Raw genomic sequence first — 15,670 nt, forward strand, 5'->3', positions numbered from 1 at the left:
CAGAATGTAGGAAAATTTCTATTTTACTTTATTTAAGGTTATACTTCCTACACAAAATTCTGCAGGTCCGCAGGGATCGAAATTAAATATAAGAGTATTTTGTTCCAATTTATAATTGAAACTCCATTCTATATCCTCTTCATTTAAACTTAATTCCTGCAAAGATTGTAGAGATCCGAGATCATCTTGAGAAATCCATCTGTCTGATAATAAAGTAAGTCTGTTATTGCCTACAGAAAAGGTTCCAAGTTCCTTGAACATATACCCTGCAATCTCAGAACTTTCAATAGCTCGAATGAAAGTATAACTTTCGAATTTACCATTATCCAGAAACTTATATTGAATCACATACTCGTAGTTCATATTTTCATCCAATTCATCAAACTCATTAGAATCTAACATGGAAGTCTTTTCCCAAATGCCTTCAATTGCAGTATCTGATATAGTTTCGTCATCACTAGAGCATCCAGTAAGAAATAAAACGGAGAGTAATATTAATAAATTTTTCATGTGATATACTTGTTTCCGATTAGATGCTTCAACATGGATATAGTTGCGTTAGAACTTAATATTTGGCGGATTGATCCTTTGCAGGTAGCGTGTTATTGATAAAATCGCGAAGATCATCATTAGCTTTTTGGAGGTCTTCGCTTCTTAAGTACATCATATGTCCGCTTCGGTAACCTTTAAAGCTAAGACGATCCTTCATTCTACCACTTTGATCAAGTTGCCACATGCTGTATTTCGCATTGAAATAGGTGGTCGCCCCATCAAAGTAACCAGATTGAATTAGAACATCCAGATTAGGGTTTTGAGCCATCGCCTGTCTTAGCATTTCTCCGGAATTATTTCCACTCCGATCCCACGGGTGAACAGGGCCGAACATAAAGTATTTTAGATCAGTATTGAACTGAAGATCATTTCGTAAGTAATGATTGATCGCTGGTGTAAATGAATGTAACCACGAAGTCAATTCTGAATTGTAATCTGGAGAATCTCCTGCATTCTTAGCGTCAAGACCTTTGTATCGCGAATCCAGTCGGCCAACGGTGTAACCTTCTTTATCTCTTAAAAGTTCTTTCCAGAAATACTGAAACGGAACTTCCATATTACTCTGAAGAATAACATCTTTTTTAATACCGGAATAATGAGCCATTTTTTCTGCGACTTCATTCTTTTTTTCAGCATCTGCAAAACCACCTTTCATAAGAACCGGCAAAAGCTCGTTGATCGCATAAGATTCTACTTCTGGTAATAGCTCTTCCAGATCTTTTTGTTGTAATTCTGAAGGTAGCATTTTATGATACCACGCAGCCGCGGCAAAGTAAGGAAGTCTGTTCGCTACCTCAACCGGGCCTTCCCGGTCTATTCCAATTTCAGTTGGAGAAACGAGAATTACTCCGTTTAAATACATCCACTGACTATTTTGCAATTCGAGAGCCAGTCCAGATACGCGAGTGGTACCATAACTTTCACCAATAAGATATTTTGGAGATAACCATCTATTCTTCCTGGTTACGAAAGTACTGAGCCACTCAGCGAGGTACGTGATATCTGCCTGCACTCCAAAAAACCTTTCTTTGTCAACATTCCCTTCAGCATCTGGAATAGGTCTTGAGAAGCCTGTATTTACGGGATTCACATAAACGATATCTGCAACGTCGAGAATGGAGTGTGGGTTTTCTTTAATTCCGTAAGGTTGTACTGGAAAACCTTCATCATCGATCTTCAAAACCCTTGGACCAGTATAGGCAATATGCATCCAAACAGAAGCTGAACCGGGTCCACCATTAAAGGAAATAACCAATGGACGGTCTTCAGTATTGTTCACATTTTTACGCTTATAATAGGTGTAAAAAAGGCTGGCAATTGGAGATCCGCTTTCATCCCAAAGCGGCATCATACCAGTTTCTGCAGTGTAGTCGATCGATTTCCCATTTATTTTTACTGAATGATTGGTAGTCACCATGGTGTCCTGTGGAATCTCGACTTTTTGTGCAATGGCGATGGAAGAAAAGAATGATAATGCGAGAAAGAGTAATTGTATTTTTTTCATATTTGATTTAAGTATTTCTGCTGAAGAGCATATTAATTTACTTGAAAGAAAGTTGATCATTCAAATGGTTGATGTTGGTTGGATGACCAAACAGGTATAATAAATCACCTTGTTCGATAATCGTTTTTGGGGAAATTTCGGTTAAATACCTGCGGTCTCTCTGTATCGCCAGCAAGGTGACCTGAAAGTTCTTTCCAATACCGGAATCTTCTATAGATTTTCCTACGATCTGGCGGTTATCCCGATTCACTTTTAGAGTTACAATCTCCCTGTTCGGAATGTTCAGGTGTTGTAGGGCCGGGGAGTGTGGCCTCTTCTTCATGGATGTCAGCATCTCATAATCTGAAGATCTAATCTGGTTGATAAACTCCTGAATTTCATCAAAAGGCACAAGATATTTCTTAAGAACCCTGGTGAAAATTTCAATAGAAGTTTCAAATTCTTCCGGGATCACTTCGTCTGCTCCCAATTTCAGAACTTCTTCCATTTCTTTGACATACTTGGTACGAACAATAATGGTAGCAGTCTTGGTCAGTTGTCTTATAGAAGTAAGCATTTTCCTGGTCGCACCGGCATCTGATATTGCGATTACAATAACCCGGGCTTCCTGTACATGTGCATGCTTCAGGATCGTTGTATTGATAGCGTCCCCGAATATTACAGGTTCTTTAAGTTCTTTTGCTTTATCAAATGCTTCCGGATTTGCATCGATGATCACATATGGAATTTCAGCTTTTTGAGCAGCTTTGGATATGTTGGAACCATTGATCCCGTATCCAATAAGTACAAGATGATCCTTCAGATTCTCTTCGGAAAATTCTTCGTCGGCTTTAGTACTTCTCTTAATGTTTTCCAGTCTTTTTCTAACCGCTGGAGGAATTGGCGCCTTCAAAAGTGCATAGGTGATCCTTGGAGCAGATTCTATCAGGAACGGCGTAATTCCCATCGTTATAATAGAAATTGCGAGGAAATACTGGTAGATATTTTCAGGAATAATACCGCTTTCCTTTCCTACTCCAGAAAGTAACAGGGAGAATTCACCAACCTGAAAGAGACTAAAGATAGCAAGAAACATGGTTCTGGCTGGAAACTTCAGGATTAGTACAGTAACTCCAATAACCAGCATTTTCAGTAATACTACTGCGAGTACAAGTCCAATAATGATCAGGATATTTTCAGCAAAGAAATCAAGGTTCAGCAGTGTCCCTACCGAGATAAAGAAAAAGCTTATAAATATTTCTCTAAAGGGTAATACGTTTGCAGTAGCCTGGTGACTGTAATCTGATTCAGAAATAATGAGTCCGGCGAAAAACGCTCCTAATGCAAGAGATAAACCGACCGTAGAAGTTAACCATGCTACGCCAAAACAAAATACTACGACCGTAAGAATAAATAATTCCTGGTTTTTTGTCTTCACGACCCATCCAAAGATCTTAGGAGCCACATACCGCGCAAGAATATATACAATCACCAATACCAGTAGGATTTTTAAGATCATGATCCCTACTGTCGTGAGAATATTTGGCGTCTCTCCGGCCAGCAGGGGCGTAAACAGCATCATTGGAACTACCACAATATCCTGGAAAATAAGAATTCCCAGACCTATTTTTCCATGCGGTGTGGAAATTTCCCCTTTCTCCTGAAGTAATTTTAAGACGATCGCCGTACTACTTAAACTAAATAGGAAACCCAGGAATATAGAAGTGTTTAAAGGCAGTCCCAATGCGGTTGATATTCCAGCAGTGGCAAGTATTGTACCTCCAACCTGTAATCCACCACCAAGAAATATGATCTTCTTGATGGATGCCAGACCTTTTAATGATAGTTCGATCCCAATTACAAACAGTAGGAATATAATTCCAATTTCTGAAAGTAATTCTACATCATGCTGCGAACTAATTAAGTTAAAAGCATGCGGGCCCGCTATGATTCCAGCAAGAAGAAATCCCAGAATTGCCGGTAGTTTCAACTTCTGGAATACGAGAATGATCACGATCGATAATCCTAGTATAATAACAATATCCTGAAGGATTGGAATTTCCATATTTTGGCTGGTTAATTAGTTTTTAAAGATAAAAATACTGCGAGAGCGACTCTAGCATTTAAACAAAAAAAGCGGCAGTAAAAACTGCCGCTCTATATGAAATACCTGGATTTGATTAACCCTTCAACCAGGCATTTCGTAATTCAATTTTATCACCATCTGCATTCTGTACTTCGCTTAAAGTCATTTGGGTATCCATAGGTGTAGATACCTTCGCTTTCAATTGCATCTCTTCTTCATTTCGAACAATGGTCATGGTAATGTCATCACCTTCCTTCCATTCCTGGGACTTGCGTATAAGTTCATAAACATTCTGGACATTGTATTCCTCTCCATTTACGCTTTTGATCACGTCACCTCCTTCAACTCCTAATTCCTTCAGGAAAGTATTAAACTCTGTGTCTCCACGGAAAACAATCTGCATAGTTTCCTGATTCGCGGTGATGTATGGTTGCTGACCTTTCAAAAAGAAACCAACTTCCGTCATTTGCTCCTGCTTTTCAATTCCAGCTTTTGCAAAAAACTCATCATAAGGAATTGGTGTTTCACCGGTTACATACTGGTCAAAGAAATTCTGAATTTCAGGATATGTAAGTTCAACAATCGTAGGAATCAATTCATCATCATTGAATGGTTTGTCTTTCCCGTACTTTGCGTTCAATTTTTTCATAAGATCCAGGATTCCCATATTTCCACCGCTAAGTTCTCTTAGCCTGATGTCAAGGGCCATACCTATAAGCGCTCCCTTCAGGTAAACATTGTAATAGGAATCTTTATACTCATCTGTAAGTATATTTTCACTCATTACGGTAAATGGAACGGTGTCATCAAATCTCTGTGAAGTTGTGATCTTCTGGTTCATTCGTGTATAGAACTCTTTGTTATCTATAAGTCCTTGATTTACCTGGAAAAGATTCGCGAAATATTCTGTTACACCTTCATAAAGCCATAAATGCTTGGACATTTTTGGATCGTTATAGTCAAAATAATGAACCTCGTTAGAGTGAATTCCAAGTGGAGTAATAATATGGAAAAACTCATGCGATACAATATCGGTCATACTTTTGTCCAGAGAAGATGCATCCATAGACTCAGGCATTACCACCACCGTTGAGGTATGATGTTCCAGAGCTCCATAGTTCGAAGCATCTCCTTCACCTTCGGAAAGGTATACAAGGATGGCATATTTATCTGTAGAGTTAATATCACCTAGAAATTCCTTTTGTGCACGGATCATTTTCTCCATTCCAGGCTTTAATGTCTGCGCCGAATGTTTCTCGTTCGGTGAATAAACACTAAGCAAGACCTGCATGTTTTCTACCATGAAACTGGTAGTATCTGGTTTTGAATACATGATAGGATTATCGATCACTTCAAAATACCGATCCAGGTTGTAAATATCTGTTTTAGAGTTTCCTGTTTCAGAATTTTTAGTAGAAGCAATAGTAAGAGAAGTTCCTGCTACAAGATCTTCTGGACGTACAATCTCAAGCTGATATTTCTTTTCGGTCATTCCGTCGAAATAACCTACAAAACCATGTAGATTCAGAAGGAAGTTCTTATCCTTCAAAATATTTGTTCCTGCCATGGAATAAACACCGCCTTCTTCTTCCCAGTCGAAAGAATCATTTACCAGGTACATAACTTTATCCAGGTTTGCCGCCTTTTCGATCTTATAACTATTATCATTAATCTTTTCGAAGCTTAATTCGTTTCCTTTATAGTCAATAGCTTTAAAAGACTCAGTAAATTTTCCGTAGTTATCTTCTGAATAAGTTCCGGGAACAGTTTTCGGAATATTGAATATGGTAGATTCCGTTTTAAATTCTGCTGGGTCTACGGTAACCCACACTTTGTCATTTTCAACATTTACCAGATCAAGTTGAGCCAGAACTGGCTTTTCAATGGTTGCCTGGGGATTTTTCTGAGTCTTACAAGCAAACAACATTGAAGCTGCAGCCAGACCCATCACTAATTTTTTCATATGTGCTTTTGTTTTCTATTTATAAGACTGAACAGTCCTTTAAACGTTACAGTTATTGGTTTAATTATGTTAGAGAACTGGAAGATTCAGGAAATTAAACCTTTAGTCGAATGGTTATGCGTGAAATATCTCCTTCTGAAATCTGGGCACAAAAAAAGCCTGGCATTTGCCAGGCTTTCAAGCTTATTTGGATTGAGATTATACTCTTACATGTCCTTCACCTAATATATAATATTTATTGGTCACCAATTGTTTAAGGCCTAATGGTCCTCTGTGGTGAAGCTTGTCGGTTGAAATTGCAAGTTCAGCTCCAACGCCCATTTGCCCACCATCAGTAAAACGGGTGGAAGCATTATGATACACTGCTGCTGAATCTACCTGCTCCATAAAAGTGATCGCTTCTTCTTTATCTGTAGTGATAATAGAAGCGGAATGACCTCCGGAGTACTGGTTGATCTTCTCAATGGAATTATCGAGTCCGTCAACGGCTCCAATCACAATTTTCATCGCTAGAAACTCCTCATACCATGTATCTTCAGAAGGTACTTTAGATTGATCTGTAAGAACTTCAGATACTTTCTCATCTACCAGAATTTCAACTTTATTGTCGCTGAATAATTCTTCCAGTTCCTTCAGTTTAGACTCATAACCTTCAATATTAGTATCTACCAATACTTTATCTAATGCATTGCAACCAGAGATCTTATCGATCTTAGCATTCAGCATTACTTTTTTGGCGATATCAAAATCGGCATTTTTAGAGACATACAGGAAGTTATTTCCTCGCCCGGAAACTAATACTGCTCCGGTTGCATGTTCTTTCACAAAAGCGATCAGTCTCTCGCCACCACGTGGTACGATAAGGTCTAATTGCTCTGGCGGGTTTTTAAGGAATTCCTGAGTCTCGGTTCTATCCAGATGTAAAAGCTTGATCCACTCCTTTCCTAAACCATTTTCCTCAAGAGCTTCATGCCAGCATTCTTCAAGTATCTTATTACTCTCAATTGCTTCCTTACCACCTTTTAAATAGATCTTATTATTTGCTTTAAAAGCAAGCACAGCTGCTTCGATAGTTACATCTGGTCTGGATTCATAAATGATCATGATATTTCCAAACGGAGCAGTTTTGTTCGTAATATCCAGTCCGGTATCCAGCTTTCTATGCTCTATAACCTGACCAACCGGGTCATCCTGTTCCATCACTTCTTTTACAGACTGGATCATGCCTTCAACTTTCTTCTCATCAACGATCAATCGGTCATACATGGCCTGATCATCTTTCGTAAAAGCATCAAGATCTTTCTTATTAGCTGCTATAATTTCCTGACGTCTCTTGTCCAGAATATTCATCATAGACTTAAGTACGTTATTTTTAGTATCTGACTTTATCAACTTCATTTCTTCGTTTCTTTAAGATTATTAATTAGTTGTTACGAGGTAAACTTAGTACCTACAGGTTTTCCGGCCATTATGTCCAGAATCACGTCTTCACGTTTACCGTTAGCTATATATGTAACGATGTCTTTGGCTGCAGTACCTTTAGCGATCTTGATCTTGGACTCCATTCCTCCTCGACCTTCGCCTTCACCTTTCTCAGATTGCTGAACGTATTTTTCAACATTCTCATCAATCTGTACTTTATTTAATTTTTCTGAATCGTCATGCTCAGGATGTCCCGTGTAAAGACCATCTGTATCACTTAAAATGATCAACTTTTCAGCACCGATTAATTCAGCAACTAAACTGGCTAACTCGTCATTATCAGAGAACATTGACATGGTTACCGACACAGCATCATCTTCGTTGGCAATTGGAATAATTCCTTCAGATAATAAGGATTCATAACAATTGATCATATTCTCACGATGTATACCCGGACTAAAATCTCTTTTAGTGGCTAGTACCTGTGCACATCGCATTCCGTAGTCATGAAAAATACTGTAATAATGACGCATCATTCTAGGTTGCCCTACAGAAGAGTACACCTGTCTACGTTTGCTGGCGTCCTCAATGCTAATTTGTCCAAGAATCTCCTTTCCTGCTATTGCAGATCCTGAAGAAACTAGTACAACCATGATGTCTTCTTCGTATAATGTTGCGATCTGTCGCACCAAACTTTTCAATATTGGTCCCAAAATTCTGTTGTCTTTGTTGGTCATAACATTAGTTCCAACTTTTACGACAATTCTTCTTTTCTTATCCATTATAGATGTTTTGGTTATCTGGTTTAGTTAGTAGTTTATTTTTCTTCTCCTAGTTCCACGGCTCTGTCGAAAGCGGCGTAAGCTGCATCCTTGATAAGCTCTTTTACATTGTTGTCATCCATAGAATCTAATGCTGCCCTGGTAGTTCCACCTTTAGAGGCCACTCGATCCATCCAGGTATCTGGACTAAGATCGTTTTGATTAAAAAGTTCTACAGCGCCTTCAAAGGTCTGGCTCACTAAAACTTTAGAATCATTTTTACTGAAGCCCATTTTACGAGCAGCTTCCAGCATTGAATTCATGAAATAGAAAACATAAGCTGGTCCACTTCCTGAAATACCAGTAGAGGCATCAATAAAATTCTCGTTTTTGACATGAATAGATTCACCAGTGGTATCTAAAAGATTACGGACCATTAGGAGTTCTACCCTGGAAACTTCTTTAGATTCTGTATAAGAAGTGACACCCTTTCCTACCTGAGCTGGCAAATTAGGCATGGATCGAACTACTTTTTTAATTCCTAATCCATTCTGAATTTTTTCTATAGTAACACCGGCCATCAAGGATACAAATATCTGATCCTCATTCACCATTGATCTCATCTCCTCAAAAAGCTCATCACAATGATAAGGCTTGACAGCTACAAAAATCATATCGGCCTGAGGCAGGCATTCTTCCAGCGATTCGTATACATCGAAATGATCCAGATCTCTAAGTCTTGCGATCACATCTGCTGATTTATCGAATACCATAAGATTTCTTCTGTTAAGCATGGCAGATTGCGCCATACCTTCAGCATAAGTTAATCCCATGTTTCCTGCTCCAATTACTAATGTTTTCATTTTTGGTATTTTGATTCAAATATTATCGACTTATAGTCGAACGATTTCATGCTCTATGGTGCAATTACCATGCGATATGACAATTTTTAAGTGCCATGCGTTTTAATAGAGCTATAATTTACCCACATTCGGTAAGAATTACCATTAATAAAAACTTAAAATAAGATTATTATATCCTGAAGTATAACCAGCTTTTCGTTATTAAATTGATAAACTGAGCACAGAGAATTCGAATATTTGTAAAGATTCCACTGGTTTTTTGACAGATTGTAAATGGATTATTCCCGGTGGATTCATAGAATGTTGAGTTATCTTAAAATTGTGTTAAACATCAGTTATGCAAAATTGCGTTTGCGCAAATCTGTCAATTAACTGTAAGAATGGCAGAACATTCTCTCTCCTTTCAGTATAAGGGCTCACCGACCGAGAGTAGAGAAAAAGCTCCCAATTCCAGGTAATAATACTGTCATAAGTACTGTAAACACTACTCATTTGACTCAACAATTGTTCGAATAGGGTTACTTTAAATCGATTATTTTTTTTATAATTACCAATTGCTAAAAGCCTTAGTGGCTATTCTTTAATTATCTACTACTCAGATTAATGGAAAGTACAGGAGAACGCTCAAGTGTGACATCTGAAATAAATACCGAAAAGGAACAAACTCGTATTATTGCCGTTGGGGCAAGTGCAGGCGGGCTGGAAGCTTTAAAAGCTTTTTTTGGAAATATAGATGCAAGTGATGTAAACGCTTATGTGGTAATTCAACATTTGTCCCCAGATTACAAAAGTATGATGGGTGAATTATTGAAAAAGAACACAAAATTACCAATTGTCCAGATCGAAAATGAAATGCAGGTTAAGCCTGGACATGTGCACCTGATCCCGCCGGTGAACAACCTCAAGCTTGATGGTGACAGGTTGATACTTCTAGACAAACCTAAAAACCAGACGCTTAATCTACCTATCGATTTGTTTTTTGAATCCTTGGCATCTCAAAGAGGAGACAAAGCGATTGGAGTGATCCTGAGCGGTACCGGAAGTGATGGAACCCGTGGAGTTCGCGCTCTCAAAGAGAATGATGGGATGGTCATGGTTCAGGAGCCAGAGGAAGCTAAGTTCGATGGGATGCCTATTAGTGCAATTAACACAGGCCTGGTAGATTATGTGCTTTCCGTAGATGATATGGGGCATGAGCTTAAAAGATTTATTACAACTCCTCCAATATTCCATTCCGAAGAAGGGGATGCAAGTTTCGATGAAACAGAATTAAATAAGATCCTGAATTATGTTGACGAGAAATCAGGTCTTGATTTCAGGGAATATAAATATGCTACACTGGCGAGAAGAATCGCGAGAAGAGTAAACATTTGTAATTGCAATAATCTTAACGGTTATTTTGATTACTTACAAAAGAACGATGAAGAGGTTGAAATCCTTTACAGGGAGTTTTTGATTGGTGTCACTAAGTTTTTTCGAGATGAAGAAGTTTGGAATATCCTTAAAGATAAAGTCTTTCCAGAGTTGATAAAGAGTAAAAACAATGGAGATGTTTTAAAGATCTGGGGTGTTGGTTGTAGTACGGGTGAAGAAGCATATTCTTTTGCCATGTGCTTGCACGAGGAAATGCAGAAGCAGGGAAAAAATATTGAAATTAAAATCTTTGCTACAGACATTTCACAGGCTCACCTGGATATTGGTAGTAAAGGGATTTATCCTGAAAGCATCGTTGCTGACATACCAAAAGAATTTTTACTCAAGTATTTCTTAAGTAATTCTGAAGGCTATCAGGTTACCGATAAATTGAGAAGATCAGTAATTTTCTCCAGACATAATATTATTAAAAATCCACCTTTCAGTAATATGGATATGGTGGTGTGCCGAAACCTTCTCATCTATTTTCAGAATAGTATTCAGAAAAAAGCAATGAACATGCTTCATTATGCTTTAAAGAAAAATGGTATTCTGGTGCTGGGTACAAGTGAAAATCCGCACACACTTAAAGATCACTTTTCTGAAATTAGCAGAAAGTGGAAAATTTTCAGAAATAAGAAGATTACTAAACGAATCAATAATGGCATTAGACATGCCGCGCAAACAAATAAGGATAATTCCAAGATTCTGGAACAGAACGCGAAGCGGGAACGAAAAAATCGCCGATCTCAGGTGAACCCGATCCGTCAAAAGCTACAGCAGGAATTAAATGACGCAATTCTTGGTCAGTTTGGCGGTGCTGCAGTTTTTGTAGATACCGATTATAACATTCTGCAGGCAGTTGGTGAATTTAGGAAGTATGCTGCATTACCGGTTAGCGGATTTTCTATCAACTTGCTGGATATGCTAGATTCCAGCTTGAAATATATCATACAGTCCACTTTTAATAAGGCACTCGAAACCGGTGAGGTATCGCTGTATAAAGATGTGATCATCGAAAAGGAGGACAAGAAAATTGGAGTTGATGTTCTTATAAAACCTTTGAAGGAGTATTCTCTGGAGGATGAGGTTAATTATGTGATCACTTTCATCGAAAAGGAAATTGATTTCTCGAAGATACAGGAAGTTGAAAAGGTTAGTCCATCTAATCAAACCAAGGAGTACGTTAGCAACCTTGAAAATGAGCTAAAGCGCACCCGGGAAGATCTCCAGACTTCGCTGGAAGAGATAGAAACCAGCAATGAAGAGCTTCAGGCGGCGAATGAGGAATTATTGGCTTCCAATGAAGAACTTCAAAGTACCAATGAAGAGCTACAGAGTGTTAATGAGGAAATAAACACTGTTAATGCAGAAAATGTCCAGAAAATGGATGATTTGGCAGCATTAAACGCAGATATGAACAATCTTTTGAAGAGTACTGATATTGGTGTGATCTTTCTGGATTCGCAATTTAATATTAGGAAATTCACTCCGGCCATTAAAAAGCACTTTAGTTTGCTAAATGGGGATATTGGAAGGCCAATTGATAACTTCACTAATAGTTTTGGGCTTACACGAAGACGAAGCTTTATTGATCGTTGCAAAAAAGTGCTGGAAAGTGGAAAGGTTCTTGAAAAACATATAGTTTCGAGAGAAGGGCGTAATTACCTGCAACGTATTTCTCCATATCTAAATTCTGAAAATGAGAGAGATGGCGTGGTTATTACCTTTATAGATATTGAAACCATTCAGAAGTCTAAAGAGAAACTGGCAGCCAGCGAAAAACGTTTTAGATCATTCTACGAAGATGATCCTGTGCTGCATCTTAGCGTAGATCCGAAATCTTCAGAGATAGTTCAATGCAACCGTAAAGCTGTTCAAAGACTTGGTTATAAACAGAAAGAAGAAGTAGTAGGTAGATCTATTCATGAATTTTTTGATAAGGATGCTAAAATATCCTCTACGAAGCTAAAGACAAATATTAAAAAGTCTGGGGAGATCAATAATATCGAACAGAATATGATCACTAAGAATGGTGACATTTTACCTGTGATATTAAATGCAACTGCTGAAAAAGATGAGGCAGAGAACCTTAAAACCATTCGCTACACCTGCGTGGATATTTCAGCCTTGAAAAAGGCGGAAGCTAAACTTCAGGAGCAAAAAAGTGATCTGGAAAGAGCGAATAGAGATCTCGAGCAATTCGTATCCATTTGTTCCCACGATTTACAGGAGCCTTTAGCAACTATCAAATTTGGTAGTGATGTATTGGGGAAAATGTATGCCAAGCATTTGGATGAAAAAGGGGAGAACTATATCAAGTATATCAAGAATGCTTCAGATCGACTATCCGGACAGATCAAGGCGCTATTAGAACATTCCAGAATTGGAAAGAACGGAGCAAAAGAACTGGTCAACGTGAAAGAGGTCGTGGAAATAGTGAAATATGATCTTGGAAAAAGTATTCGAGATACCAACGCTAAAATTAACGTAGGTTCCATGCCGCAAATTATGGGGTATGAGGTAGAACTAAGATTACTGTTCCAGAATCTTATTAGCAACGCCATCAAATACGTGCCTAAAGAGCGCAATCCAGAGATAAGAATTTCCTCTTATCGCGAAAACGAATACTGGGTATTTTCCATTATGGACAATGGTGTGGGTATTTCAAAAGAAGACCAGAAGAACATTTTCACCATTTTCAACCGCGTGCCTGGAAATGAGGACATGGAAGGTACGGGAGTTGGACTTGCACACGTAGAAAAGATCGTACTGCTCCATGAAGGAACGATCTGGGTAGACTCTCAGGAAGGAGTAGGAAGTACATTTTATTTTAAATTGAAGGCTTAGTTTTTTAATGATAGAGGATAATAAGTACCCGGTAGAAGTAGACCTAAGTAGTTGTGAGAAGGAGCCTATTCATATTATAGGAACCACGCAATCACATGGTTTATTGATCGCCTCGTGTATTAAAACCGGGCAAATTACCCAGGTTGGAGAGAATGCCGGTCCTATTATTGGAATTGCTTCTGAAGAATTACTGAAACATAATATTTCGGAGATTTTGTCTTCAGAAGTACTTGAAAATATTAATGAATCGCTGCAGAAGGATGAGAGACTTGAAGTCGAAGAAACTCTTGTGAATGGTAAGAAATTTATAGTTATTCCCCATTTAAGCGGTGATTCCTTAATTCTGGATATTGAACCTATACATCAAAAGAAAGATTCTTTTGATTTTCAGAAGGAGTTATCTGGATTACTAAATACCTTATCTGCAAGTGAAAATGCTCAACAGCTTTGTCAGGATGCAGCTAATCTTACCCGTAAATTATTCGAATATGACCGCGTGATGGTTTATAAATTCGATGACGAGTGGAATGGAAAGGTGATCGCAGAAGCAAAGAATGAAGATCTGGAAGCCTTTCTGGGACTGCAGTATCCAGCGAGTGATATTCCAAAGCAGGCGAGACAATTATTCTTTAAGAACAGGGTACGTATCATTTCTGACGTTAATTATGCTCCAGTAAAAATAGTTCCTCAAATTTCACCAGTAGGTGGGGAACCTCTGGATATCTCAAAATCTAAACTAAGGGGAGTATCTCCAATCCATATTGAATATCTTCAAAATATGGGCATTGGCGCGAGTTTGACCGCTGCCTTGATCAGTAATGGGAAATTATGGGGTCTCTTAGCCTGCCATCATCGGGAAGCTAAATTTGTGAGTTACTACGAGCGGCAAACCTGTGAATTTCTAATCCAGATATTTTCGAATGAACTTTCACTCAAGAATTCGAATACTTTTTTAAATAAAATAGGAGAGATAGAAAAGGTCGCAGGACGACTGATGGAACAGGTCTTGAAACAGGATTCCATCAAAAAGGGACTCGCAACCAATGAACTTAAGCTTACAGATCTTATTGAATCTTCTGGAGCTGCAGTCGTGATAGATGGTAAGATCAAGCTTGTTGGAAAGACACCATCCAAAAAAGAAGTGAAAACGCTCATCAAAAAGTTTTTGAGTAAACAACAGGATAATATATTCCATACTAAGAATTTATTAAGCTTGCATCCGGAAGCTAAAGCTTACAAAGCAACTGGTTCGGGTATTTTAAGTTCGCGACTGGGAAATGACAATAAGAACTATTTGATCTGGTTTCGTCCAGAAGTAATTCAGCAAATTGACTGGGGTGGTGATCCCAATAACAAGGCATTCTACGATTCAGAAAAAGAGCGGCTGACTCCGCGTAAATCTTTTCAGAAGTGGACCGAGGATTTGAGCGGTGTAGCAACTTCCTGGAATGATTATGAATTGAGCGGAGCCAGAAAACTCAGCAAAAACGTTAATTACGTCATTCTTGATCATCAAAAACGTAACATAGATAATCTTAATGAGAAGCTGGTAACTGCTCATAAGGAACTGGAACTCTTCAGTCAGGGTCTCTCTCATGATCTAAAAGCACCTCTTCGTGGTGTGGATGGCTATGCTCATATTCTAAAGGAAGATCACTTCAGCAGCCTGAATAAAGAGGGGAGAATGGCAGTTGACACGATCCTATCTTCGGTTCAGGAGATGCAGGATCTAATAGATAATATTCTTTCTTTTGCGGGGGTTTCAAATGAAAATATCAGCAAACAAGTCGTCTCCACAGATAACATGGTGAGCGATATCTTGAAATCCTTCAATTTAAAATCAAACTATAGAACTACGTCTGTTAGTATCGATGATTCTCTACCAAAAATGGTGGGTGACAGAAGGATGCTTGTTCAGGTTTGGTCAAATCTTATTGCCAATGCGTTAAAATACAGTGAAAGAAGTTCCAGTCCAGCAATTGAAATTGGATATGATTTGGATGGTAATACAACCGTATATTATATTAAGGATAACGGGATTGGTTTTGATCCAAAATATAAAGAGCAGATCTTCAATCTTTTTTCAAGACATTCGGGAGATAATTACCAGGGAACAGGAATTGGATTGGCGATCGTGAATAAAATTATCGAAAAACATAATGGTAAGATATGGGCAGAGAGCGAACCTGGTAAGGGTTCAACCTTCTACTTTCATGTTTAACTTTTAGCAATTGTTTCATACTTGGTTTTAGTTTATTTTCGCTTTAGATATAGGTA

General features: G+C 38.3%; 9 protein-coding genes. 2 read left to right on the forward strand and 7 right to left on the reverse strand.

The window, feature by feature from the left end; genetic code table 11:
• Positions 1-18: 18 nt before the first annotated feature.
• From JM79_RS06755 to proC, 7 genes are all read right to left on the reverse strand, one after another.
• On the reverse strand, positions 19-510 hold the full coding sequence (locus JM79_RS06755; RefSeq protein ID WP_141877419.1) for a hypothetical protein: 492 nt from the start codon (positions 508-510) through the stop codon (positions 19-21).
• Positions 511-565: 55 nt separating this feature from the next.
• A complete protein-coding gene (locus JM79_RS06760; protein WP_141877420.1) occupies positions 566-2,056 on the reverse strand; it encodes a carboxypeptidase in 1,491 nt (496 codons plus the stop codon).
• A 37-nt stretch (positions 2,057-2,093) separates the two neighbouring features.
• Positions 2,094-4,100: a cation:proton antiporter gene (locus JM79_RS06765; protein ID WP_141877421.1), complete on the reverse strand. Its 2,007-nt coding sequence runs from the start codon at positions 4,098-4,100 to the stop codon at positions 2,094-2,096.
• A gap of 115 nt (positions 4,101-4,215) precedes the next feature.
• Positions 4,216-6,084: a peptidase M61 gene (locus tag JM79_RS06770; protein ID WP_141877422.1), complete on the reverse strand. Its 1,869-nt coding sequence runs from the start codon at positions 6,082-6,084 to the stop codon at positions 4,216-4,218.
• 198 nt (positions 6,085-6,282) lie between these two features.
• Positions 6,283-7,482, reverse strand: coding sequence for a glutamate-5-semialdehyde dehydrogenase (locus JM79_RS06775; RefSeq protein ID WP_141877423.1), 1,200 nt, complete (start codon positions 7,480-7,482; stop codon positions 6,283-6,285).
• Positions 7,483-7,514: 32 nt separating this feature from the next.
• Positions 7,515-8,288 carry a glutamate 5-kinase gene (gene proB / locus JM79_RS06780; protein ID WP_141877424.1) on the reverse strand — a complete coding sequence of 258 codons (774 nt, stop codon included), beginning with the start codon at positions 8,286-8,288 and terminating at the stop codon, positions 7,515-7,517.
• 35 nt (positions 8,289-8,323) lie between these two features.
• Positions 8,324-9,130, reverse strand: coding sequence for a pyrroline-5-carboxylate reductase (gene proC / locus JM79_RS06785; RefSeq protein WP_141877425.1), 807 nt, complete (start codon positions 9,128-9,130; stop codon positions 8,324-8,326).
• A gap of 603 nt (positions 9,131-9,733) precedes the next feature.
• On the opposite strand from proC, the gene JM79_RS06790 reads away from it, so the two are divergent.
• Together JM79_RS06790 and JM79_RS06795 are read left to right on the forward strand one after the other, a co-directional pair.
• Entirely contained in the window at positions 9,734-13,393 is a 3,660-nt protein-coding gene (locus JM79_RS06790) for a CheR family methyltransferase (RefSeq protein WP_141877426.1), read from the forward strand.
• Between the two features lie 7 nt (positions 13,394-13,400).
• On the forward strand, positions 13,401-15,614 hold the full coding sequence (locus JM79_RS06795) for an ATP-binding protein (RefSeq protein ID WP_141877427.1): 2,214 nt from the start codon (positions 13,401-13,403) through the stop codon (positions 15,612-15,614).
• Positions 15,615-15,670: the final 56 nt, after the last annotated feature.

It is taken from the genome of Gramella sp. Hel_I_59, assembly GCF_006714895.1.
Lineage (GTDB): Bacteria > Bacteroidota > Bacteroidia > Flavobacteriales > Flavobacteriaceae > Christiangramia.

What these genes read in the sequence shown, in the direction of transcription:
- JM79_RS06765 (WP_141877421.1), bottom strand. Translation starts at nt 4,100, where the DNA reads ATGGAAATTCCAATCCTTCAGGATATTGTTATTATACTAGGATTATCG.
- JM79_RS06775 (WP_141877423.1), bottom strand. Translation starts at nt 7,482, where the DNA reads ATGAAGTTGATAAAGTCAGATACTAAAAATAACGTACTTAAGTCTATG.
- JM79_RS06760 (WP_141877420.1), bottom strand. Translation starts at nt 2,056, where the DNA reads ATGAAAAAAATACAATTACTCTTTCTCGCATTATCATTCTTTTCTTCC.
- JM79_RS06795 (WP_141877427.1), top strand. Translation starts at nt 13,401, where the DNA reads ATGATAGAGGATAATAAGTACCCGGTAGAAGTAGACCTAAGTAGTTGT.
- JM79_RS06755 (WP_141877419.1), bottom strand. Translation starts at nt 510, where the DNA reads ATGAAAAATTTATTAATATTACTCTCCGTTTTATTTCTTACTGGATGC.
- proC (WP_141877425.1), bottom strand. Translation starts at nt 9,130, where the DNA reads ATGAAAACATTAGTAATTGGAGCAGGAAACATGGGATTAACTTATGCT.
- JM79_RS06770 (WP_141877422.1), bottom strand. Translation starts at nt 6,084, where the DNA reads ATGAAAAAATTAGTGATGGGTCTGGCTGCAGCTTCAATGTTGTTTGCT.
- proB (WP_141877424.1), bottom strand. Translation starts at nt 8,288, where the DNA reads ATGGATAAGAAAAGAAGAATTGTCGTAAAAGTTGGAACTAATGTTATG.
- JM79_RS06790 (WP_141877426.1), top strand. Translation starts at nt 9,734, where the DNA reads ATGGAAAGTACAGGAGAACGCTCAAGTGTGACATCTGAAATAAATACC.